Source organism: Burkholderia sp. Ax-1719 (genome assembly GCF_011753055.1).
Lineage (GTDB): Bacteria > Pseudomonadota > Gammaproteobacteria > Burkholderiales > Burkholderiaceae > Paraburkholderia.
On sequence record NZ_VWWJ01000002.1, the window covers coordinates 107,833 to 130,299 of the forward strand.

23 protein-coding genes and 1 tRNA gene are annotated in these 22,467 nt (G+C 62.5%); 7 read left to right on the forward strand and 17 right to left on the reverse strand.

What is annotated here, in order from left to right; genetic code table 11:
* Positions 1–39 precede the first annotated feature (39 nt).
* From F3J17_RS05525 to F3J17_RS05535, 3 genes are all read right to left on the reverse strand, one after another.
* Positions 40–1,398, reverse strand: coding sequence for an MFS transporter (locus tag F3J17_RS05525; protein ID WP_345891140.1), 1,359 nt, complete (start codon positions 1,396–1,398; stop codon positions 40–42).
* Between the two features lie 38 nt (positions 1,399–1,436).
* A complete protein-coding gene (locus F3J17_RS05530; RefSeq protein WP_167054712.1) occupies positions 1,437–2,576 on the reverse strand; it encodes a porin in 1,140 nt (379 codons plus the stop codon).
* A 162-nt stretch (positions 2,577–2,738) separates the two neighbouring features.
* Positions 2,739–3,656: a LysR family transcriptional regulator gene (locus F3J17_RS05535; protein WP_167054714.1), complete on the reverse strand. Its 918-nt coding sequence runs from the start codon at positions 3,654–3,656 to the stop codon at positions 2,739–2,741.
* Positions 3,657–3,882: 226 nt separating this feature from the next.
* Between F3J17_RS05535 and F3J17_RS05540 the strand changes: the two genes are divergently transcribed.
* Entirely contained in the window at positions 3,883–4,659 is a 777-nt protein-coding gene (locus tag F3J17_RS05540) for an enoyl-CoA hydratase (RefSeq protein ID WP_167054716.1), read from the forward strand.
* Between the two features lie 26 nt (positions 4,660–4,685).
* On the opposite strand, the gene F3J17_RS05545 is transcribed toward F3J17_RS05540, so the two are convergent.
* The 4 genes from F3J17_RS05545 to F3J17_RS05560 all read right to left on the reverse strand — a co-directional run bounded on the left by F3J17_RS05545 (position 4,686) and on the right by F3J17_RS05560 (position 6,684).
* Positions 4,686–5,120: a MarR family winged helix-turn-helix transcriptional regulator gene (locus F3J17_RS05545; RefSeq protein ID WP_167055509.1), complete on the reverse strand. Its 435-nt coding sequence runs from the start codon at positions 5,118–5,120 to the stop codon at positions 4,686–4,688.
* A 147-nt stretch (positions 5,121–5,267) separates the two neighbouring features.
* Positions 5,268–5,696 (reverse strand): hypothetical protein, encoded by a 429-nt coding sequence (locus F3J17_RS05550; RefSeq protein WP_167054718.1) that lies wholly within the window; start codon positions 5,694–5,696, stop codon positions 5,268–5,270.
* A gap of 150 nt (positions 5,697–5,846) precedes the next feature.
* Positions 5,847–5,924 (reverse strand) — tRNA-Gln (locus F3J17_RS05555).
* A gap of 163 nt (positions 5,925–6,087) precedes the next feature.
* On the reverse strand, positions 6,088–6,684 hold the full coding sequence (locus tag F3J17_RS05560) for an NUDIX domain-containing protein (protein WP_167054720.1): 597 nt from the start codon (positions 6,682–6,684) through the stop codon (positions 6,088–6,090).
* A gap of 213 nt (positions 6,685–6,897) precedes the next feature.
* On the opposite strand from F3J17_RS05560, the gene F3J17_RS05565 reads away from it, so the two are divergent.
* Complete coding sequence (locus F3J17_RS05565; protein WP_167054722.1) at positions 6,898–7,653, forward strand: DeoR/GlpR family DNA-binding transcription regulator; 756 nt, start codon at positions 6,898–6,900, stop codon at positions 7,651–7,653.
* 21 nt (positions 7,654–7,674) lie between these two features.
* On the opposite strand, the gene F3J17_RS05570 is transcribed toward F3J17_RS05565, so the two are convergent.
* From F3J17_RS05570 to F3J17_RS05580, 3 genes are all read right to left on the reverse strand, one after another.
* Positions 7,675–8,331 carry an SAM-dependent methyltransferase gene (locus F3J17_RS05570; RefSeq protein ID WP_167055511.1) on the reverse strand — a complete coding sequence of 219 codons (657 nt, stop codon included), beginning with the start codon at positions 8,329–8,331 and terminating at the stop codon, positions 7,675–7,677.
* The gene (locus F3J17_RS05575) at positions 8,319–9,413 is read right to left on the reverse strand and encodes an acyl-CoA dehydrogenase (protein ID WP_205194651.1); all 1,095 of its coding nucleotides are present in this window, start codon (positions 9,411–9,413) and stop codon (positions 8,319–8,321) included. The genes F3J17_RS05570 and F3J17_RS05575 overlap by 13 nt, the downstream gene beginning before the upstream one ends.
* Before the next feature lie 100 nt (positions 9,414–9,513).
* Positions 9,514–9,699: a CsbD family protein gene (locus tag F3J17_RS05580; RefSeq protein ID WP_167055517.1), complete on the reverse strand. Its 186-nt coding sequence runs from the start codon at positions 9,697–9,699 to the stop codon at positions 9,514–9,516.
* A gap of 226 nt (positions 9,700–9,925) precedes the next feature.
* Here F3J17_RS05580 and F3J17_RS05585 point away from each other — a divergent pair, with 226 nt between their 5' ends.
* From F3J17_RS05585 to F3J17_RS05600, 4 genes are all read left to right on the forward strand, one after another.
* Entirely contained in the window at positions 9,926–10,183 is a 258-nt protein-coding gene (locus F3J17_RS05585; RefSeq protein WP_167054724.1) for a CsbD family protein, read from the forward strand.
* A gap of 67 nt (positions 10,184–10,250) precedes the next feature.
* On the forward strand, positions 10,251–10,907 hold the full coding sequence (locus tag F3J17_RS05590; protein ID WP_167054726.1) for a glycosyltransferase: 657 nt from the start codon (positions 10,251–10,253) through the stop codon (positions 10,905–10,907).
* Between the two features lie 3 nt (positions 10,908–10,910).
* A complete protein-coding gene (locus tag F3J17_RS05595; RefSeq protein ID WP_167054728.1) occupies positions 10,911–11,630 on the forward strand; it encodes a PIG-L family deacetylase in 720 nt (239 codons plus the stop codon).
* A 179-nt stretch (positions 11,631–11,809) separates the two neighbouring features.
* A complete protein-coding gene (locus F3J17_RS05600; RefSeq protein ID WP_167054730.1) occupies positions 11,810–12,508 on the forward strand; it encodes a YoaK family protein in 699 nt (232 codons plus the stop codon).
* A 19-nt stretch (positions 12,509–12,527) separates the two neighbouring features.
* On the opposite strand, the gene F3J17_RS05605 is transcribed toward F3J17_RS05600, so the two are convergent.
* From F3J17_RS05605 to F3J17_RS05615, 3 genes are all read right to left on the reverse strand, one after another.
* Positions 12,528–13,583, reverse strand: a complete 1,056-nt coding sequence (locus F3J17_RS05605; RefSeq protein ID WP_167054732.1) for an alpha/beta hydrolase — start codon at positions 13,581–13,583, stop codon at positions 12,528–12,530.
* A gap of 30 nt (positions 13,584–13,613) precedes the next feature.
* Positions 13,614–14,960: an epoxide hydrolase family protein gene (locus F3J17_RS05610; protein ID WP_167055520.1), complete on the reverse strand. Its 1,347-nt coding sequence runs from the start codon at positions 14,958–14,960 to the stop codon at positions 13,614–13,616.
* Between the two features lie 422 nt (positions 14,961–15,382).
* On the reverse strand, positions 15,383–17,080 hold the full coding sequence (locus F3J17_RS05615) for a thiamine pyrophosphate-binding protein (RefSeq protein WP_167054734.1): 1,698 nt from the start codon (positions 17,078–17,080) through the stop codon (positions 15,383–15,385).
* A gap of 242 nt (positions 17,081–17,322) precedes the next feature.
* Here F3J17_RS05615 and F3J17_RS05620 point away from each other — a divergent pair, with 242 nt between their 5' ends.
* On the forward strand, positions 17,323–18,228 hold the full coding sequence (locus tag F3J17_RS05620; RefSeq protein ID WP_167054735.1) for a LysR substrate-binding domain-containing protein: 906 nt from the start codon (positions 17,323–17,325) through the stop codon (positions 18,226–18,228).
* A gap of 83 nt (positions 18,229–18,311) precedes the next feature.
* Here F3J17_RS05620 and F3J17_RS05625 read toward each other — a convergent pair whose 3' ends face one another.
* The 4 genes from F3J17_RS05625 to F3J17_RS05640 all read right to left on the reverse strand — a co-directional run bounded on the left by F3J17_RS05625 (position 18,312) and on the right by F3J17_RS05640 (position 22,450).
* Positions 18,312–19,223, reverse strand: a complete 912-nt coding sequence (locus tag F3J17_RS05625) for an alpha/beta fold hydrolase (protein ID WP_167054736.1) — start codon at positions 19,221–19,223, stop codon at positions 18,312–18,314.
* 216 nt (positions 19,224–19,439) lie between these two features.
* A complete protein-coding gene (locus tag F3J17_RS05630; protein ID WP_167054737.1) occupies positions 19,440–20,252 on the reverse strand; it encodes an aspartate/glutamate racemase family protein in 813 nt (270 codons plus the stop codon).
* A gap of 35 nt (positions 20,253–20,287) precedes the next feature.
* Entirely contained in the window at positions 20,288–21,640 is a 1,353-nt protein-coding gene (locus F3J17_RS05635) for an MFS transporter (protein WP_205194652.1), read from the reverse strand.
* Positions 21,641–21,724: 84 nt separating this feature from the next.
* Positions 21,725–22,450 carry an SDR family oxidoreductase gene (locus F3J17_RS05640; RefSeq protein ID WP_167054738.1) on the reverse strand — a complete coding sequence of 242 codons (726 nt, stop codon included), beginning with the start codon at positions 22,448–22,450 and terminating at the stop codon, positions 21,725–21,727.
* Positions 22,451–22,467 lie beyond the last annotated feature (17 nt).

Below are 22,467 nucleotides of genomic sequence, written 5' to 3' on the forward strand. Positions count from 1 at the left end.
CAAGTGAACTCCGTTTATCGAAAAAATCGCGAAAAATCGTCAGGCAGCGCGCGCGGCGAGCGGGGCCGCCGCGCGGCGCGGCATGGCGAACATGCTGAGCGCGGCGACCACTGCCGGCATCGCGACAATCGCGAACAGCACGCTATAGCTCAGACCCGAAGACAGCAGATAGCCTCCGACCGCCGAGCCGAGCATCGAGCCGAAGCGGCCAATGCCGGTCGCCCACGCCACGCCGGTCGCGCGCATCGCTGTGGGATAGAGCGTGGCGGCAAGGCCGTTGACGCCTACCTGCGTGCCGCTGATGCACATGCCCGCGATGAACACGAAGGGCGCGGCGACCAGCGGCGTTGCATAAGCCTGGCCGACGATGCAGATGGCCACGCACGCGCACAGATAAGCGACGCCAAGCACGCGGCTGGGCTGGCTGCCGTCCATGACGCGCCCGATCAGCAGGCCGCCCGTGGTGCCGCCAACCGACCACAGCGCCGTGGTGAGCGCGGCGGCGCGCATCGAGCCGCCCGAGTGCGTGATGATCGTCGGCAGCCAGCTGGCCATCAGGAACAGCACGGAAAGGCCCATGAAAAACGTGATCCAGAGCAGCAGCGTGCCGCGTCGATACGGCAGCGCCAGCAGTTCGCGCACGGCTGCGCGGCCCGGCCGCGATTCGAGCGCAACAAAGCGCGTGGCGGTTTCGAGCGCGCCGCCCGCAATGCGCTGGCCGAGCGCGAAGAGGTCGCTGGTGCGTTCAGGGCGGCGCAGCGCGAGATAGCGCATGGATTCCGGCAACAGCGCCCACAGCGCCACGAGCAGCAGCAAAGGCACACCGCCACCGATGACCAGCATTGCGTGCCAGCCAAAGCGCGGGATCACCTGCGAAGCAATCACGCCGCCCAACGCCGAGCCCAGCGAATTGCCGCACAGCATCACAGTGATGAGCGTGAGGCGGCGGCGCGCGGGCACGTATTCGGCGGTCAGCGTGACGGCCGTGGGCGTGGCGCCGCCGATGCCGATGCCCGCGAGCACGCGCAGCGCCGACAATTCAGCCACATTGGAGGCGATGAGACTCGCCAGCGTCGCCACGCCGAAGCACGCCACCGAGGCGAGCATCACCGGACGGCGGCCATAGCGGTCGGCGAGCGGCCCGAACACCAGCGAACCCACCATCATGCCGATCAGGCCGGAGAGGAAGATCGGCGCGAGCTGTGTCACCGTCAGCCCCCATTCGGCGCGCACCGAAGGCGCGATATAGGCGGCTAGGCCGATATCGATGCCGTCGATGGCGACGGTCAGGAAGCACAGCGCGATCACGAGGGTCTGGAAGCTGCTGAGCGGCCGCTCGTCGATGAAAGTCTGCACGTCGGTCTGATGCGCGCCGCCCGCGAGATGGGGTGAATTCACTGTGATGTCTCCTCTTTGCTTATTAGTCTGGACAGCGCTCAGAACAGATGCCGCAAGCCAATGCGCACCGCGCCCTGGTTCGCGTTGCTCGACGGCGAAAGCCCGAACAGATCCGCGACCGCTTCATGGCCGGTCGAATCGATGCCGCTCGCGTGCTGCCAGATGCCGATGCCATAAAGGTAGGTCGCTTTCGACAACAGGTACGCGCCGCCCACCGAAGCCGTGCGATAGCGGCTGCCTGGCGCGATGCTGTACTGGAACGCGGCGCCCAGCATCACGGCGGGCGTGACGTTGAAGCCGTAGGTCAGTTGATAGTCGTTGAAGGCGGCGTTGGCAGGGGCGCGCGGATTCGACGCCGTGCGCGTGATGTCGAGAAAGCGGATGTTGTCGTACAAAAACGCGATCTGCGAGCGACCCCAGACGTAGCGCGCGCCGCCGCCCGCTACCTGCTGACTGGCCGCGCTGACGTAGTTCGAGAAGATCGGGTTCGATACCGGGTTCGAGAAGGCCGCGCCGGCCACCGGCGCCGCGCTGGCGCCGTAGATCGACGTGGCTGGCGTGCGCATGTTCATGTACGCGCCTGCGATCGTCAGGCCCGCGTTGGCGTATTGCGCGCCAAAGCCGTACACGCGGTTTTGCGAAAAGTCGCCTGCCGTGCCGCCCAGACTGAACATTGCGCTGCCATTGAAGCCGTGCCAGACCGGCGTTTCGTACTTGATGACGTTGCTGATCTTGTTGTAATTCCAGGATCCGTCGATGTCGCCGAGCGGCGCGCCCAGGCCGCCCGCGAACATCACGCTGGTGCTCAGCGGCACGAAATAGTCGTTCGTCATCGAATACTGGCGGCCGAGCCAGACATTGCCCAGCTTGCCGCTCAGGCCCACGTAAGCCTGACGGCCGAACAAGGTATTCGACGGCTGCGCCGCGCCCGTTTCGATGCTGAAGCCCGATTCGAGCACGAAGATCGCCTTGAGATCGTCGCCGAGATCCTCGACGCCACGCAGGCCCCATTTATCGCCCGCGCGGCCGCCGCTATAGGTCTGCCATGCGGCCTTGCCGCCCTGATTGCTGCTCCACGTGAGCGCGCTGTCCACCGCGCCATACAAGGTCACACTGCTCTGCGCGTGTGCTGCCGCGGCGCACACGGCCAGCGGCACATAGGCCATCCACTGTCTCAACGCTGTCTCCTCTCGTTTTATGTCCGGCGCGAGGGCGGGGTTCGTCCGTCGCGTCCGTCGGCGAGATAGTCCGCGAAACGGCTGGCGGGAAACAGCATCGATCGGGAACTTCAGAACGCGTTTTTTGGAAAGGATGGTGGTGCGCGGAGCGCAGGCCGTACGTCAGAGATAGCCGTCACCTTCCACCAGCGTGGCGAGGCCGCGCGTCAGATGGTCGAGCAGCGCGTGAAAGACCTTCGGATTGCTGTGTCCGGCGGGGCGCAGCACCTTGACCCAGAAGTCCGGCAGCTCGAAGCCCGAGAGAATCTGCACGAGATCGCCGGCCTGTACGCCCGCCCGCGCGCGGTAGCGCGGCAGCACGGCGATGCCCAGGCCGTCGGCCGTCGCGCGGTGCATGGCGTCGATATCGTTGGTGGCGAACGCGCCGTTGACGGCCACGTCGATCACGCCGCCCGAGCCCGGCTCGACGAAACTCCAGGTGCCGGCCGGATTGAGGTACGAATAACGCAGGCAGCGGTGCGTGGCCAGTTCGGACGGATGCGCGGGTTCACCGTGGCGCGCGAGGTACGCGGGCGAAGCGTAGACGTGCCGCTTGAAGGGACACAGCGGGAAATCCTCGACGCCGTCGTAGGCTACCGGCAAACCGGAGATGACGAAATCGAAGCCCTCGACCACGGGATCGACGGGGCGATTGGTCAGTTGAAGTTCGACATCGACCTTGGGATGGTCGCGGAAAAAGTCGTTGAACATCGCGCCCAGGAAGTGATTCGTGAACGACGAAGGCGCCTTGATTCGCAGGCGACCGGTCAGGCGCGAACCGTCGTCTTCGTCCGGGCCGCGCATCATGCGCTCGTAGGCGGCGAGAAAATCGCGTGCTCGTACGATCGTGTCGCGGCCGCCGGCGGTGAGATGCAGGCTGCGCGTGGTGCGCTGGAACAGCAACTGGCCGAGTTCCTTTTCGAGCGCACTCACGCGTTTGGTGACCACCGATGGCGCGAGATTGAGCCGCAATGCGGCGCCCGCGAAACTGCCGACTTCGGCCACCGCGAGGAATGCGCGGGCGTTTTCTACACTATCCATCGTGTCTCCGTTACGCGTCCCGCAGCGCACGCTCGTCGTGCGCGCGGGTTCTTTGCGCGATTCATTGGCGGATTTTCCCACATGCGGAGCGTCGATCCGCTCGCCTTGCATGTCGGCAAGCCCAGGCTCGCGGCGCGTATTGGCGCTCTAGACCTGCCCATCGGTTTACTTCGCATGCGAATCACTTGTATACTTCGCACGCGAACTAAACCATCAGGAGATAGCGATGACTGCGGAAATCCGTGTCGAGCAGGCCAATGGCGTGTTGACGATTACGCTGAACCGGGCGGACAAAAAGAATGCGCTGACGAATGCCATGTACGGCGCGCTGGCCGATCTCATCGAAAGCGCAGAAGCGGATCGCGCGATCCGTGTATTGCTCGTGCAAGGAGACGGCGACATCTTTACCGCTGGCAACGATGTGGGCGAGTTCGCCGCGATTGCCGTGGGAAAAGGTCCCGAGGAGCGACATGTGCATCGTTTCCTGCGCGCGCTGGCGAAATCGACGGTCCCGCTCGTCGCTGCGGTTCATGGCAAGGCCGTGGGAATCGGCACGACGATGCTGCTGCACTGCGACTACGTTCTGCTCGCGCCGGACGCGCAATTGATGACGCCGTTCGCCAACCTCGCGCTCGTGCCCGAGGCGGCGTCGAGCTACCTGCTGCCCCTGCGGGTCGGCCACGTGCGCGCCTTCGAAATGTTCGCGCTGGGCGAGCCGATCGATGCGAATAGCGCGCTGGCCTGGGGCCTGGCGAACAGGATCTGCGAGAGCGATCAACTACGCGCCGAAGCGCGTCGCATAGCGGAGAAAATCGCCAGCAAACCCGCGGGCTCGCTTTCCGCAATGAAATGGCTCATGCGTAACGCCGAGACGTTGATTGCGAAAATGGACAGTGAAACGGAGAAGTTCGAGGAGCGCTTGAGCAGCGCTGAGGCGAGGGAGGCATTCCTGGCTTTCGCCGAAAAGCGCAAGCCGGATTTTTCGCGAATCTCACAGCATTGATCGATGCCGTGTGAGTGGCAGAGGCTTTAAGCGTCGCGATCGTCGGCGAGGGGGAACTTGTTTTGCAGACTGCCCAGCCAGCGCGCCACGATGTCGATTTCCGCTTCCGTAAAACCATCGGTCAGCGTGGCGTTCAAGTCTTTCATACGTAGCTTCGAGCGCTGGCGGGCCGACTTGCCCGCCTCCGTGAGCCACAGGCGTGAGATGCGCCCATCGGTTTCGTCGGCGCGACGCTCGATAAAGCCCAGCTTTTCTGTCCGGGCAGCGAGGCCGCTCATGCCAGGCGCCCCCAGATCCAACGCCGCGGCGGCCTCGCTCATCAGCGAGCCGTTGTGTTCGCCGAGAAAAAACAGCAGGCCAGCCTGCGCAGCGGTCGCACCGCTGCCGTCCGCGCGTTCCTGGGTCCAGCGTTGCAGCCGGCGCTGTCCGACGTTCAGCAAATAGACGAGGCGGTGCTTCATGAGCGCGTGCGGGATGGGTCGATAGGGTCGATATTTAGTTCGCGTGTGAATAATATCACGCGACGTGAACGCGGCCATACAGCGATAAACGGGGCGGGTGAGCCTCGCGCCGCTCACGCGCAACGGATCGCCGCGACCCTGTCACGATCACAAAAAACTGCCTGGAAGTTCCACGCCTGCGCCACGCTCCTGGTGTGCTTCGCCTTCCGAGATCAAATCGGCGGCAACCTCCAGCACTTCGGCGAGACGGAACAGCAACTGGTCGCGCCATTCTTCGTCATCGGCGGAGGGGGAAGGTTTCGCGAGGCTTTCGATCAGCGAGTTCGCCGTTTCGAGGAAGGGCAGCGCGCGGTGGTAGCTGAGGACGGCGGCCATGGCGTCGTCGGTTGCGCCTTTCAGGGGACGCAGATATTCGTCGGCGCGATCCTTCGGCGGCGACTGCATCGCCGCGGCCAGTTGATCGATCCGCGACTGTCCGTGCGAGCCCAGGCGCAACGCGCGCTGCTGGAGATGCGCATACTGATCGCGCAGTTCGGTTTCATTGAGCATCGGAATATCCGCAGATTGCATGTTCATGGACGGCATTGTGTACCAACTCGCGGCCGGCGGCGCGCTGCGTCCACGGGGTCCGGATCGCGGAGCGTATTTCGCGGTTGATGCACTTGGGAAAGCGATGTTCGGCGAAGGCCGAAGCGGCTGCTCGATCCGTGGACCGGGAGAATGGGATGGCAGGGGAAGAAGGATTCGAACCTTCGAATGCCGGAATCAAAATCCGGTGCCTTAGGCCAGCTTGGCGACTCCCCTACGTAGGGCCGTGATCGTATCAGAGGATTGGAAAAGAGAAAAGGGTTTCGTTCAAATACTCTTCAATCGCCTGATGCGTTGCCCGTGAGTTATCTGATGAATTAGCAAGAGTCGGGAATTGGCCGGGTTGCCGCCAGCCCGACCCGGGAAGGCGGCATGTTTGCTACGCGCGTCCTTGCGACTGTCGAACGAGCGCGAGGTGTTGCAGCAGCATGATGGTCTTCCCATCGACAATGTCCCCGCGTTCGATCGCCGCCAGCGCCTCGTCGAGAGGTATTTCAATGACCTCCAGATCCTCACCTTCTTCCGCGATGCCGCCGCCCTTGCCGATGCGCGTAGAAGCGTCGTATTCGCCCAGATAGAAGTAGAGCTTTTCCGTCACCGAACCCGGGCTCATAAACGCTTCGAACACCTTGCGCAGATTCCGCACGCGATAGCCCGTCTCCTCTTCGACTTCGGCGCGAATGCGTTCGTCGGGCGAGGCCTGATCGAGCAAACCGGCGGCGGCCTCGATCAGCATGCCGTCGTGGCCGTTGACGAAGGCAGGCATGCGGAACTGGCGGGTGAGCACCACGTTGCCGGTGGCGGGATTGTGCAGCAGGATGGTGGCGCCGTTGCCGCGGTCGTAGGTTTCGCGGCTCTGCCGTTGCCAGCTGCCGTCGCGGCGCAGGTAGTCGAAGGTGACTTTGCGCAGGACGTACCAATTGTCCGAGAGAACGGTGGTATCGACGATGCGGATGCGGTCCTGAGTGGTAATCACGGCGTCTCCAGACGGAAGGGTGAAGGGCGACGCAGCGATTAGTCGGCGCAGGGCGACGCCTATCGACACATCGGCCAGCGCATGATAACGTGCAGACTCGTGCAGTTTCAAGAAAATTCGTGCAGTTCCCTAAGCAGCGCCATAAGCAACGCCATGCGCAGTCCGCGGCAGGCGGACCGCGCTGCTCGTCGCGTGCAACGTTCATCCTCAGCCATGCTCACAAGCCAAAGAAAAAAAGCGATTCTCGACGCCCTCGAACGTGACGGCCAGGTGCTGGCCGGCGATCTGAGCGCGGCATTCGGCGTGTCCGAAGACACGGTGCGGCGCGATCTGCGCGAACTGGCGGCGGAAGGGCGTCTGCAGCGCGTACACGGCGGCGCATTGCCTGCTTCGGCGGCGGTTGCGCCGCTCGCCGCGCGCGAGGACATGGACGTGGCGGCCAAGCAGCGTGTCGCGCGCAAGGCGGCCAGCATGATCGAGCCGGGGCAGGTAGTGATCGTCGATGGCGGCACTACCAGCGCCTTGCTGGCGCAGTGCATCGCGCCCGATCTCACGGCCACCATCGTTACGCACAGTCCGAGCATTGCGGTGGCGCTGGCCGCGCATCCGGGCGTCGAAGTCGTGCTGATCGGCGGGCGTCTCTACAAGCATTCGGTGGTGAGCGTGGGCGCGGCGGCCATCGAGGCGATGTCGCACATTCATGCCGATCTCTACTTCATGGGTGTAACCGGCGTGCATGCGAGCGCAGGCTTCAGCACGGGCGATTATGAGGAAGCCTATGTAAAACGCGCACTCGCAGCGCGCGCGGCAGAAACCGTGGTACTCGCCTGTGCATCGAAACTCAATACGGCCTCGCAATTCCGCATCGGCGGACTGGACATGGCACAAACGCTCGTTGTCGATACGGGCGCGGCTGCGAAACTCACGCGCCCGTTCGAAGAAGCGGGTTTGACGGTTGTGAAGGCCTGACGCGCACTGGCGGCGGCAATGTCAGCCAGTCGCGCTGTAGATGGGTTCGCGCTCTGCAACGCCAGCAGAGTGCGTCGTCCATACGCTTAGAAGAAAATCGGCATCTTGAACGCGTGTTGCGAGATGTAAAGCGTTCGCGCGAGCGGCTTGTGAAAAAAGCTGATCGACTGAGTCTGCGTCCAGACAGCAATCGTGCGCACCATGACGCCAATGGCAACACACGATGGCGCCGTCGTTCGCGTCAAGCGACGCGCAGGTCTGCTGCGCCAGTGTGCGACATTGCGATTTTTTCAGGTAATACGCGAATTCGCTTATCACGATCAGATCGAACGATCCGCCTGGCCATTGTTGCGGAACGGCCATCCTCTGGACTTCGACATGCTCGAATTCGGCCAGACGCCGGGAGGCGATTGCCACGGCGTTGGCCGCGAAGTCCGCACACAACAGATGGTCGCAGCGCGTCGCCAGTGCGGCAGACAGTTCTCCGTTCGCGCAGCCCGGCTCGAACGCCCGGCCATATCGGCTGCGCGGAAGCGCTGCGAGCGTCATTGCTCGCTTGCGCGATTCATACCAACTGGTGCGATAACGCCAGGGATCGTCTGTATCGGCGTATTTGGCATCGAACTGTGCGGCAGCGCGTTGGATCGCTGGCGAAAGCTCATCGCTCACAATTGCCATGCCTCGTTTGACGAGGCGAGTGCGCAACCGAGCGATTCGAGATCGTGCTCGGCATGACTCTGGCGGACGAATACTGCGAGGTCAGTGCACATGTGCGCAAACCAGCGATCCTTGCACAAAGGCCCTGCGCCCAGACCGCGACCGGCCGCTCTCAAGACGTTTTCCACCGCGCTTTCGACAACGCCGCGCGTGCGTAGCGCGAGTGTTCTTGCATCTGCGTCTGGCAGCGAGTCGATGCTGGCAGAGGCGGCGCGTAACTGGGCCCGGGCCGCAGATAGCGCGATATCGACCGAACCGAGATGCGCGTGCAGGTGAGGATCGCTGCGACGTCCCGCCGCCTCCCGGATCCGCGCGCCAAGTGCCGCGGCCGCGCCATACCAGCACGCGGCAATGCCCGCGCCTCCTTGCCAGAAACCCGGACGATCGAGGTAAGCGTTGCTGGACCCGATAAGGACAGCTTTCGCGTCCATCAGGTCAATCTCGACGCTGCGTGTCACCTGCATGCCGAGCGATTCCCAGCCGCGCTCGCTCACGCGGACGCCGGCCTGCTTCATCGGCATGGCCGTGAGCCACAGGGCGCCTGACTGATCGACACAGGTTACCAGTGCATGAGAAACCCATTGAGCGCCGGAACACCACGGTTTGGTTCCGCAGAGATAGACGCCCTGACCTTCACGGCGAACGATGCGCAAGTCGCCTTGAGCGGTGCGGGCAGCCCAGACGCCCCAGATCTCGAATTCATCACGCCCGGCGAACGGAGAGGGCGCTCCCAGCTCGGAAAGAATCGCGCGCGCATCGGCATGCGCTTCATAGAGCTTCACCAGAGGCAGGTCCCGTGCAGCAAGTGACGCCAGAAAGCGCCATCGCGTGAGCGTACAGCCGGAGCCCGGTGAGGGAAGCGTCGGACAGCGCTGGACGAGGCGACGAACCGCTATAGGCAGCGTCGCGTCATCCAGCGGCAAATCAAGGCCGTGAAGGGCGGCGCTGATGTGCGACTGCAATTTCCCGATATCGAAAGACGCCGACGCGCTGGCGGCCTGCGTCGCATCGCGGGGAAGCGCTCTGTCCGCATCAATTTGCATTTCATCCACCCTCTACCGGATTGTGCTTGAGGGCAAATCGGTAGAAATTGGCGAAGAAGGCAGGACCGTCAGCCTTTCGGAGACGGACCCGAGCCCGGACTCAATGATGCTTCGTGGCGTTCTTCGCCGCATCCTTGGCGTCGCCCACTTTCTTTTGCGCTTCGCCCTTTGCCTGCTGAAGATCCCCCTTCAGCTCCTGTGCGGGATCATTCGTCGCGCGGCCAACGGCTTCGTTCACCTTGCCTTTCGCCTTTTCGACCGTTCCTTTCACATGATCTTTGTTCATGATGGCTCTCCAGTTATGGGCGACCCGATGTCGCCAGCCGAAGTCGATCACGCACGCAGCGTGCCTGGCTGTCGAAGTGTGCTGAGCAGCATTGCTACCGGGCAGGATTCGCGCAAGGTTTCGGTCTGGCGGGCACGCGTCGTGCGTTAGCGAGCTGCCAGTAACGCCAGTAACGCGTGGAAAAGGCCATGATCGCCTTCAACGCAAAATTTATGGAGAGGTAGCTATGGATACGAACAGTGCCGAAGGACGCGTCAAGCAGCTCGCAGGAGAGGTGAAGGGGACCGTTGGGGCCGTGTTGGACGATCCCGCGATGCAGGTCTCCGGGAAGGCGAAAGCGCTGTGCGGGCAGTCCCAGCAACTTGTTGGGGATGCCGCGGCAGTGGCGCGTGAGGCAATCGCAGAGAAACCGCTGATGGTGCTGGGCGCAGCCGTGGCAGTGGGTTTCGCGGTGGGCGCACTCTGGGCCGCACGCAGAGAGTAGAAGTATTCCCGTAACCGGTCGGGCGCGGCACAGGACATTGCGGCGATCTATTTAGTCAGGAATGCAAATGATAGGCGTGATCATACCGGCTCACAATGAAGCGGACTTGCTGGCTTCCTGCCTTGCCGCAGCCTGTGCAACGCGCGACGCCGTTGGTCTGCGTGGTGAGCCCGTCAACATTGTCGTGGTGCTCGATGGTTGCACGGATGAATCGGAAGCCATTGTGAGCGGCTTTGAAGTCACTTCGCTGCATGTCGATGTGAGGAATGTCGGCGTGGCACGGCGTGCTGGCGCTGAGCGCCTGATCGCACAGGGGGCACGCTGGCTTGCCTTTACCGACGCGGATAGCCGGGTGGAAAACGACTGGCTCGTCGCGCAACTCGCGCTCGGCGTGGATGCAGTCTGTGGATCGGTACAGGTCGACGACTGGGAAGGGGCGCCAGGCCAGCTGCGCGAGCGGTGGCGAGCGCGTTATCGCGACGCCGATGGGCATCGGCATGTGCATGGCGCGAATCTGGGCGTGAGCACGCATGCCTATCTGCGCGCCGGGGGCTTTCCGCCCTTGGCGTGCGGGGAGGACGTTGCGCTAGTGGATTTGCTGCGTGTCGTGGGTGCGACCATTGCATGGAGCGCCGCGCCCCGGGTCAGGACGAGCGCGCGCATGCAGGCACGCGTGCGCGGCGGGTTCGCTGATACGCTGGCGCGCTGGGCGCAGGAGGAATGAGCAATGGCGTCTGCGAGCGTGGTCGCGCCGCTCTTCGTCGTATCACCGCATCTCGACGATGCCGTGTTCAGTTGCGGATCGCTGCTCGCGGCGCGGCGTGGGGCGGTGGTCTGTACGGTGTTCGCAGGCACGCCGGCGAACGCGGTGCATCGTCCGTGGGACGAGGCGGCGGGCTTCGAGGATTCGACGCAGGCAATGCATGCGCGCACCCTTGAAGACGAGCACGCGCTTGCCTTATGCGGAGCGCACGGCGTAAGGCTGGCCTTTTTCGACGGTCAATATGCGCCGCTTCCGAATGCGCAGACCGTTGCCCGCGCGATTGCAGCGGAACTGGCGCGTTGGCCAGGAGCAACGCCCGTCGTGCCGCTGGGGCTACGACATCCCGATCATCGTTGTGTAGCCGATGCGTGGCTTGCGCTGTTCCGCGCGCGAGGCATGACGTCCTGTATCGTCTACGAAGAGGCGATTCATCGGACCGCCCGCGATCTGACCGATCAGCGCCTTGCTGATCTCGCAAACATGGGATTGTCAACCGAGCGCCTTGATGAGGCGTGGTGTCCCGCGCGCACGAGTGCGCGCGCACAGCATACGAAACGGCTCAGCGTGCAGGCCTATGCGAGTCAGTTGCGTGCGTTTGGAACGCGCATACCGGCCGACCTCGGTGCGCCGGAGCGGTATTGGCGTGTTGAATGGGCGAGTCAGCTTGCATTGAAGCAAACGTAGCCTCGCTGACGCCACGTCGACGGCGCAAAATCAGCCTGAGACGCCGAACCATGAACATCGAACGATGAGTCGTTTGTCTGCGGCGCGCACAGCGTATCGGGCGTCGGCATCCATCCACGGTTTGCAAACCGGCATGCTCCAGTATATTGGCGAAACGATCAGAAACTGGAGTCGAGGAAATGGATCTGGATTCGGCCAGTCGTAACCGCTTCGTCGCTGCATTGTTGACGTTGTCGGGCGGCTTTCTGGACGCGTTCGCGTATGTCGGGCATGGGGGCGTGTTTGCGAATACGATGACTGGGAACGTCGCGCTACTTGGCATTCAGGTCGCGGCCGGCGAGTGGGCGCAAGCGGCCCGGCACATCCCGCCGTTGATCGCGTTCGTCTTCGCGGTATTCGTCGTTCATCTTCTGCGACTCGATGCGCTCGCGCCCGTCATCCGTCGTCCAGCGATGGTCTGCCTGGTGCTTGAGATTGCCTTTCTGGCGTTCGCCGCAAGCGGGCTGGCGGGCGACTCGGACGTCTGGCTCATTCCCGGTATTTCCTTCGTTGCCACTTTGCAGACCTTATCATTTACCCATGTCGAGAATCTGACCTATACATCGGTCATGACGACAGGCAATCTGCGGCGCGCCGCAAAGAAATTGATGGAGGGCTTTATTCCCAGGTACGACAGAGCCGCGCTTCACGATGCATCGCTTCTTGGCATGGCGAGCTTTTGCTTCTTCGCTGGCGCGGTGATAGGCGGCGTGAGCACGCGGGCGCTTCATGACAATGCGCTCTGGCTTGCCGTGCTTCTGCTCGTGGCATCGCTTGCGCAGATCGTCCGACTGGCTCGCAGTCGAGACAACGCCGCCGCGCAAGGTTCGGTCGAGTGACGACTGCTTTCACGCTTCCCTATGCACTGTCGACGTCGATCACGGCCTGTGCGAAGGCTTGCGGTGCTTCCTGCGGCAGGTTATGCCCGATGCCGCCTATGAGTTGGCGGTGTTCGTATCGACCGGTAAAGTACTTCGCGTAGGCGGCGGGTTCGGGATGCAGCGCCCCATTCGCGTCACCTTCCAGCGTGATGGTGGGAACGCCTATCGTGGGGTGAGTCGCAAGCTTGCGCTCGATCTCGTCGTATTTGGCTTCGCCCTGGGCGAGCTTCAGTCTCCAGCGGTAGCTGTTAACCGATACGGCGACGTGATCGGGATTCTCGAATGCCGGAGCGGAGCGCTCGAACGTCGCATCGTCGAACTGCCATTTCGGAGAAGCCAGTTCCCACGTCATGCGCACGAAATCGTGGGTGTACTGGCGGTAGCCCAGTTCGCCCCGCTCGGTGGCGAAATAGTAGAGGTACCACCATTCACGCTCTTTCTTTGGCGCAATCGGCTTCAATGCCTGGTCGTCCTGACTGGCGATTGTGTATCCGCTCGCGGCCACCAGACCTTTGCATCGCTGCGGCCATAGGGCGGCCAGCGCGCAGGCGGTGCGGCCGCCCCAATCGAATCCTCCCAGAATGACCCGATCGATCCTGAGCGCGTCGAGGAAGTTCAGCGCATCGGCCACGAGGGCAGCTTGCTGGCCGTTGCGCGGCGTGGCGTCGGAGAGAAAGCGCGTTGTTCCATAGCCGCGCAGATGCGGCACCAGTACGCGGTAACCGGCGGCAGCGAGCGCCGGCGCGACGTCCACGAAGCTGTGAATGTCGTAGGGCCAACCGTGCAACAAGAGGACCGGCGTACCCGTTGCGGGCCCCATATCCACGTAGCCGACATTCAATTCGCCGGCCCGGATCTGCTTCAACGCGCCAAACGTGGTGTTCGAGCCTGGAATGATCGGCGGAATTCTCCGGAGCGCAGGCTGAGCCGTTTGTGCGCTGGCAGGTCTGAACCGGGCGAGCGCGCCAACGGCCAGGCCGAGCGCAGTCGTGGTGACGAATCGACGTCGGTTGACCGCAATTTTCTCGTTCATGTCACATCCTTTCAAAAGATCGGCGGCAGGTCAGGCGTTGCGCAAGGATCGCAAACCAGCGCGAACCTCTTCGGCGAATATCCGGGGTTGCTCCCATGCCGCGAAGTGACCGCCTTTTTCGGGGCGGTTGTAATAGATGAGGTGGTGATAGGCGCGTTCGGCCCAACTGCGCGGCGCCTGATAGTTCTCGCCGGGAAAGGCGCTCACGGCTGCCGGGACGGATATATCCGCCGCCGCATAGGGGTTGAAACTGAACTCCCAATAGAAGCGGGCCGCGGAAACGCCGGTGTTCGTCAGCCAGTAGAGCGTGATGTCGTCGAGAACGTCGTCTCGCGTGAGATCGCCTGCGAACGGGCCCTTCCCGGACACGGCCGACGTTATCGCCGCCGCCGGCTGGCCATTCCCGTCGGGATGGTCCATCAGCCAGCTTGCCAGGGCAACCGGTGAATCGGCGAGGCTGTAGAGCGTCTGCGGTCGCGTGCCCTGTTCCTGCGCGTAGGCGCGTCGCTTCGACAGGTTGCGCAACTGCTCGTAAGCATGCCGTTCGTCGTCCGAAAGATTGGCTGGAGGCGGGCTGTTGTCGGCAAGCGCTTTCAGGATCTCCGGCGGAATGGTGGCGGGAAGGTTGACGTGGATGCCGAGCAATTCGGGCGGAGCCTGTTTGGCCATGGCGTGCGAAACGATTGCGCCGAGGTCGCCGCCTTGCGATGCGAACTTCCCGTAGCCCAGACGTTTCATCAACACGACCCATGCGCGCGCGGTACGCTCCGGTCCCCAGCCAGTCGTAGTGGGTTTTCCCGAAAACCCATAGCCGGGCAGCGATGGAATCACCAGATGAAATGCGTCCGACGCGCTCGCGCCATGGGCAGTGGGATTGGTCAATAGATCGATGATCTTCAATTGCTCGATGACCGAACCGGGCCAGCCGTGCGTGACGATCAGGGGCATCGCGTTGTCGTGCTTCGAACGAACGTGAATGAAGTGGATGTCCAGCCCGTCGATCGCGGTCACGAAGTTAGGCAACGCGTTCAGTTTCGCTTCGCACTTGCGCCAGTCGTATCCCGTGGACCAGTATTGGGCGACCTGCTGCATCAGCGCGAGCGGGACGCCTTGTGTGTCGTCGCTGACGGTCTCGCGCTCGGGCCATCGCGTCGCCTTGATGCGCCGCCGTAAATCGACCAGTTGCGCTTCCGGTACGTGGATGCGAAGCGCCCGAATGGCGGTCTCGTCACCGCCCGCCGCCGGGGCGACTTCGGTAATCGACGAGCTTTCTTCTGCGAACGCGAGTTGACTCAAGGAGCCCGCCGCGATGGCGGCTGCTGCGACGCCCATAAACCGGCGACGTGAAGGGAGCGGTGGAACGATGCTGTCTGACATGATGATTCCTGGGGCTATGCGAGGGGTTATTCGAGGCTTGGTGCCGCCGGATTTCGCTTCGGGAACAACTCGATGTCGTGAATATCGACCGCGGTTTTCAATGTGCCGTTGCGCGTGCCTTGGCGAGACGGCGTTCAACAGGCGATAGAAGTATTGAAGCGCTGGGAGGTATCCGGTTTATGTCCGGCAGGTGTGGTTTGTGTCGACGGGCGTATCAACCGGTCGGCTGGATACAGGGCGATACAAACAAAGTGCACGCGCAAGGCAAGGGGAGCAGGGGCCTCGGCATCTTGAGCGCCGGTGTGGGCGCGCTCATGAGATTCCGGCTTCGGGGAAGCAAAGCGACCGAGGCTACAAAAATAGTAGTCCATCGCGCGCCAAGGACGAAGATGGCCGGGGGCACCCCGCTCGCGCAGCGCGGCTCAGGACGCGCTGATCATCACTTCGATCAGATTGGCGCGGCCGCTTGCGATGCCCGCTTCGATGGCGCCAGCGATATCACCGGCTTGATGCACGCGGCGCGCCGGCAGCCCGAATCCTTGTGCGAGCGCCACATAGTCGATCGCGGGCTGGTTGATTTCCATCGCGACGAACTGGCCCGTTTGCGAACTCACGTAATGCGCCTGCGAGCGCATGAAATTCTTGAGTACGTTGTATTCGCGATTGTTCATGACGACAAACGTGACCGGCAGCTTCTCGTGCGCCGCAGTCCAGATCGCCTGGGGGGAATAGAGCGCGGCGCCGTCGCCTACCAGGCACACGACCGGTTCGCGGCCCAGTCCGAGCGATGCGCCGACCGCCGCCGGCATCGCCCAGCCGAGCGCGCCGCCTCGCATGAACGAATACTGGTTGCCGGAATCGCTTTTGAGGAATTTGCGGACGTGTACGGAGGTGGCAATCGCCTCGTCGACGATCGGCACCCTGGGTCCGATGGCCCGGACCGCTTCACGGGCCGCCACCAGTGGCGTCGTGACGCTCGCATCGAACTGGTCGTCGGCAAGCGACTGGAATGAGGCGCGGCGAGCAACGTCGCTTGCGGCCGCCTCGCGGTTGAGTTCCGCGTAGGCTTGTTGCTGCTTTGCGGTTTCCGCCTGAAGGAGCGGCAGGAACGCCCGCAGCGATCCCTTCACGTCCCCGATCACCGACAGCTTCGTCGCATAGGTGCGGCCCACGTCCCTCACGTCCGAAGTCAGCTGATACACCTCGCAACCCGTGGGGACGGCCGAGCCTTCCGAATAGAGAATCGTAATCAGCGATTTGCCGCCGAGCGCAAAAATGGCGTCGTAATTCGACAGGACGTTAGCGATTTCGTTGGCTTTGGTCGGGAGATTGCCGGCCCACAGCGGATGCGAAGTGGGGAACGGCAGGCGCGAGGGCCACGAAGACCCATAAACCGGTGCGCCGAATGCTTCTGCCACCGCGACCACTTCCTGGGCCGCCTGACTCCAGTAGATTTCGTCGCCGGCAATGATCGCGAGACGGCCGGGACGCACGGCCGCGAGCTTTGCGGCCAGCGCCGGCAGCGAGCCGGCAACGGCGCTGCGGTCGATGATCGAGGGTTCGGCAATGCCAACCGTGCTCATCGCTTCCATGACGTCCATGGGAAGGGACAGGAAAACCGGCCCGGCAGGCGCCGCGTTGGCATCATGGAACGCGCGTCGCACCAGTACGGGCAACTGGTCCGCATCCGTGACTTCGCGCGCCCACTTGACGGCAGGCTCGGCAATCTTGACGAGGTCGCCAAAGAGCAGCGGATCGGTCACCGTATGACGCGAATCCTGCTGCCCCGCAGTCACCACCAACGGGGTCTGCGAAACGCTGGCATTGAGCAGGTTGCCCATGCCGTGGCCCAGACCGCCTGCCGTATGAAGATTGAGAAAGGCCGGCTTGCGGGCCGCTTGTGCGTAACCGTCGGCCATGGCGACCGCCGATGCTTCCTGAAGGGCGAGAACGTAGTGGATCGACGGATAGCGCAGCAGGGCGTCCATCAACGGCAGTTCGGTTGTTCCCGGATTGCCAAAGATATAGTCGACGCCTTCGCTTTCCAGCACTTCGAGGAGGACTTCCGCCCCGCGTCGAGCGTTGGCTCCGTGGATGCGGGTAACAGGACTGGCAGACATACGTACTCCGGTTCAGCATGGTGCGGCCCATTGTGTGGGCGGTCCCGATGCCGCGCGCGATCCTGCTGTTGGCGGACCGCTTTCCCTCGAATCTTGCTGACCGGCGGGTGCGCGGCATTGGGTTCGTGTGCCGTGTCGTGGGTGAACGACGCTGGCGTGAGCACAGTATCGAAGCGCGCAAACGATAATGGAAATGCTTTGTTATCATCGAAGTGATGCCGAACCGTTATCAGGTGAATTCGATGGACATCAAGGCGCTGCGGTACTTTTCAGAGGTGGTTCGGCAAAATGGCTTTCGTCGGGCCAGTTCGACGCTGCACGTGACGCAGCCGGCAATCAGCCGGGTCATCGGTCAACTCGAAGAAGAGTTCGAGGTGACGCTGCTGATACGGGAGCCGCGTGGGGTGAAGCTGACCGCTGAGGGCGAAGTGTTGTATCGGCACGCCGAAACAATCTTGCGGCAGGCAGAGAACCTGGTCAGCGAATTGCGTGACCTGCGCTCGATGGTGACGGGCGTGCTGCGCATCGGCTTGCCGCCCATGACGGGATCGACGTTTTTCGGCAATGTGATCACCGAGTTTCGCCGCCGCTATCCGGGAATTCAGCTTCATATCGCCGAGTACGGCAGCAATCAACTGGAAAGTGCACTTGCCGACGGGCGCGTCGAGATCGCCGCAGCCATGCTGCCGGTCGACGCAAATGCCTTCCAGACGCAGACCTTCGTGCAGGACAGGCTGGCCTTGCTTTGCAACCGTGAGCATGCGCTCGCCACGCGCAGGAAGGTGAGCCTCGACGAACTCGCGCATGAGACGTTTGTCGCCCTCAGCGAGGACTTCAAGATCAACGACGTGATCGACAAAGCCTGTCGTTCGCGCGGCTTCATTCCATCGATTGCCGGCCGCAGCAGCCACCTCGATCTGATCGTCTCGATGGTGACGTCGGGGATGGGCATCGCACTGCTTCCTGAATCGATCACCCGCAAGACCCGCTCGACCCGCCTGGCGGTCGTGTCCGTCGATCCCGTCGTTGCTTACGAACTTGCGCTGGTGCGTCCTCGCGCCGCCTACTTGAGCAGGGGAGGCCGCGCGTGGGTAGAGATCGCGGGCAAGGTGCTGGGATTTGAGGTAAGCCCGTCTTTTATCGAGTGATCTGGCTGGAACGGTTCGGCCGAGTGACGCGCAGTGACGCGCAGTGACGTGCAGCCGCGTCATGTGAGCTGGCGAATCAGGCGTTATCTGGAAACCAGCGGCGTGACGAACTGCTCGAAATGCGGCAGCCAGATCGGGATCGCGTCCTTGACGGCGAACATGCCATGGCCGTTCGTGCCGAAGGGCGGTTCGACGATCATTTGCCCGTGACCGCCTGCCGCCTGAAATGCCGCAAACCATGTCGCGACCACATCAGGCGCAAAGTATTTATCGTTTTGAACGTAGTGCCAGAGAACCGGCACGCGCGTTGTAGTGGCGAAGTGCGCGATGGTTTCGGCCATCTGCTGTGGATCGCATGGCATCCCCGGATGCTTCGACGGGTTGCCGCCGCGGCCGCCCGAAAAATTGACGACCGCCACTAATCCTTGCGGCGCATAGCTGGCGGCTGCGAGAGACGCGAATCCCCCCGCTGACTGACCTACGAGAACGACATGGCTGCGATCCACCGTGGGCAATGTCTGTGCGTATCTGACGGCTGCCAGAACATCGCGCGCGGCCTGCTCGCCCGCAGCGGTGTAGTTGGGGTTTTGGCAGGAGCCGGCATCTTCCTCGTCGATACCGCCTGTTGCACCATAGCCCCGGCGGATCGGCACGATCACCGCGAAGCCCAGTTGCACGAACGTGCGGATCTGCGGCAATTCACGATAGCGGCCCACCTTCCATCGATCGCGCGGATCGGGCGGGCTGCCGTGACTCAACACAATTAACGGAAAGGGACCGGGACCGTCCGGCATATACGTGGTCGCGACAATGTCGCGGGTGTGATTGCCCTCGTCGACCGGGACCTTGACGATGGTCTCGTGGAGATCCGTTGCGCTCGGCGGTTCCTCTTTCGTGATGCCTGCACATCCCACCAGCGAAGCGACCAATGCGCCAGACATCAAGAGTCGTTGAAGGTGAGCGAATACCCGATTCCGACTGGCAGTCTTTCTCATAGGTCATTTTCCCGCATGGCGGCTCGAAGATGCGGGCGAGTATGGCAGGTTTTCCGTCGATCGCGTCAGGGTTTGTGTGTCGTTGAATCGTCGTGATGCTGCTATTGGCGGAGCAGTGACACATTTAATGCGAACTACGCTAATCGCAGCTCATGGCATCACACCGTGAACAGATAGAATCTGTATCGTCATAAGACGGAGTTTCCTGGACCCGCATCATGGCCACGTTTCAGCAATGTTTCGCGGCATGCCGAGCGCAGCACGTGCGCGTCGGATTTTTTCCTGGTCTGGGGTGCTAAATGGCGCGGCTCCTGATTTGATGGCAGATGTACATCTGGCTATGCCGATCATCGCTTCAAGATATTTAATCGCGACTGTCGTTGAATCGATAACCGGAACGTCAGTTCCCGAAACGCGCGTGTAACCTGCTCGCCTCAGCAGCGGCCCGTACCATGCACAGCCAACCAGAATCACATCCGCACCATCGGCAATGCATTGGCGCGCCGCGGCCTCGAAACGAGGAATGAAGGATTGCCCTGGGTCGCGGACAGCACCCAATAGTAGTGCCGCGTCCGATTCCGGGGCAATCGATCGGGCAGGCCGAATGATTGCGCGCTCGCGCAGGCCATAGAGCGTGATATCTCGTTCTATAGCCGTGGCGGTTTTCTCGGACACCGTGACGACTGCGAAGCGCCGCCCCATCGCTAACGCTGCCAGCATTGATTGCTCGCCCACCGACGCCACAGGAATATCGAGTACTTCTCGCGCCTCCCACAAGGGATCATTCCAGCAGCCGAAGTAGACGCCGTCAAAGCCGTCGCTCGCGGCGGCGATCGCTTCGTCCATCATCGCAACGCTGTTCAGATGTTCGGCATAGAGCGAACGAGTGAAATCCGCGCTATGACGTGTGTAGCGGAACGCTACCGAGGATCCCGGCGAGAGTAGCGGAGGAATCTCCGTTTCGAGCATGTTCCAGACCGGTTCGAGAGCGGCCACTTTTGTTGTCGGGTGAATCCAGCAAATACGCATGATCGGCGCCCTGATAGAAGTGTTTGGTGCAGGCGTTACAGGGGCAACGGTTTGCCCGTCATGTCCTTCACGAAGCGCAACGCCAGTAGTCCGAGCAGCGCGCCGCCGATCAGATACCACGCGGGAATCACGGGATTGCCCGTTCGATGGATCAGCCAGGTATTGATGAGCGGAGCCGTACCGCCGAGCAGCGAGACGGAGACGTTGTAACTGATCGCCAGACCGCTGTAACGCACTGGCGCACGGAACAGCGAAACCAGCGTGGCCGGCATCGAGCCTTCGAACAGCACCTGGGCAAGCACGAGCAGCATCAGCGCGGCGAACACCACGGCGACGTTCTGGCTGCGCAGCAGACTGAACGCGGGCACCGCGCCGACGATGATGACGAGGCAGCCGAGCATGATCATCTTGTTGCCGCCGATCCGGTCGGCCAGTCGCCCCGATACGGGAATCAGTGCAAGCATCACGAGCGTGGCGATCATGGCCAGCATATTGCCGAATTCCACCGGATGGCCCGCCACGTCGGCGAGATAGCCAGGCACGTAACCGAGCGCGACATAATAGGTGATGTTGAATACGGCGGTGAGCCCGGCGCATTTGAGCAACTGGGGCCACTCGGCGATCAGCAGATCGAAAAACCGCTGTTTGCCGGCCAGATGCTTTTGCTGGGTCTCATTCTGCTGCATCTGTTTGAAGACTGGCGACTCGTCCACATTCAGACGCAGATAAAGCGCGACCAGTCCGGTCAAACCCGCAATCACGAATGGAATGCGCCAGCCCCAGGCGGCCATGGTGGTTTCACCGAGCGAGAACATCAGTGCATTCACCACGGCGCCGCCCAGCAGAAACCCCGAGATATTGCCGAACTCAAGCCAGCTCGTGAGAAACGAACGCTTGCGGTCGGGCGCGTGTTCGGCGATGAACGTGCACGAACCGCCGTATTCGCCCCCCGTCGACAAACCTTGCAGCAGCCGGATCACCAGCAGCAAAGCCGGTGCGGCCGCACCAATCGAGTCATAGCCCGGCAGCAAGGCGATGCACAGCGTGGCGATCGACATGAGCGCAATGCTGAGCGTGAGGGCGGTGCGCCGTCCGTAGCGGTCGCCGATCGGCCCGAACACAAAACTGCCGATGGGGCGAATCAGGAAGCCGGCGGCGAACGTTGCGTAGATCGACAGCAATTGCGTCGCATGGCTCTGGTTCTTGAAGAACACGTTGCCGATGATCGTCGCGAGCGACGAATACAGCGCGAAATCGAACCATTCGATCATATTGCCGCAGGTCACGCCGACGACGGCGCGCCTGAGCGCGGAAACGTCGGCGTGATGGACTGCGGCAGGCTGCATATACGCAGAATAATCCTCGGACGAAAGGTTTTTCGCACCCATTTGAACTCTCCTCACATCATGATTCATTCAAGGCGATGGCGCGAGCGCGTCAAAAAAGCAGGCGCGCCCGCGCCTCACCGCGTGCTATCGCATGAAGACGCCGCCTGCGATGCACAGCGTTTCGCCGGTGATATAGGACGGCTCGTGCGCGAGATTCCAGACCCACGTGGCGATTTCATCGACCGATGCCGCGCGATGCAGCGGGATGCCCGGGATGGCCGCTTCGATGCGGCCGCCACGGCGGGTGCCTTCGGTATCCACCCAGCCCGGTGCAATCGCATTGACGGTAATGTGCTGCTCCGCGAGTTCGATGGCGAGCGAACGCGTGATCGAGACCACCGCCGCTTTCGAGGCGCTATAAAGCAGCTGGTTGCGCGACACCGCGAAGGCGTCGACCGACGCGAAGAACAGCATCGCGCCGCCCTGATCGCCTAGATGCTTCGCGCCTACGCGGGCGACATTGAGTGTGCCGAGCACGTTGACATCGAAAATCCGCCGATAGAGCGCCGTATCGAAGCTCTCCAGCGACGAGGTGGGAAAAATGCCCGCGGCGTTCACCACTGCAGCCAGGCGCGGTTTGCCTTCGAGCGCATGAGCGACGGCTTGGGCAAGCGCGGCTTCGTCGCCGATATCTGCCATCGCCGGTGTGATTTTCGATTCAACGCCGTGCGAAGACGCGCCGACGTCGAGCGCGACTACGTGCCAGCCCTCTGCTGCGAAGCGCAGCGCCGTCGCGCGCCCCATGCCCGAATTCGCGCCGGTGACGAGGACGCTCTTCTGTGCTGCGGTTGCCAGTTTCTGCGTGTTCATGCGATTGTCCGAATGTG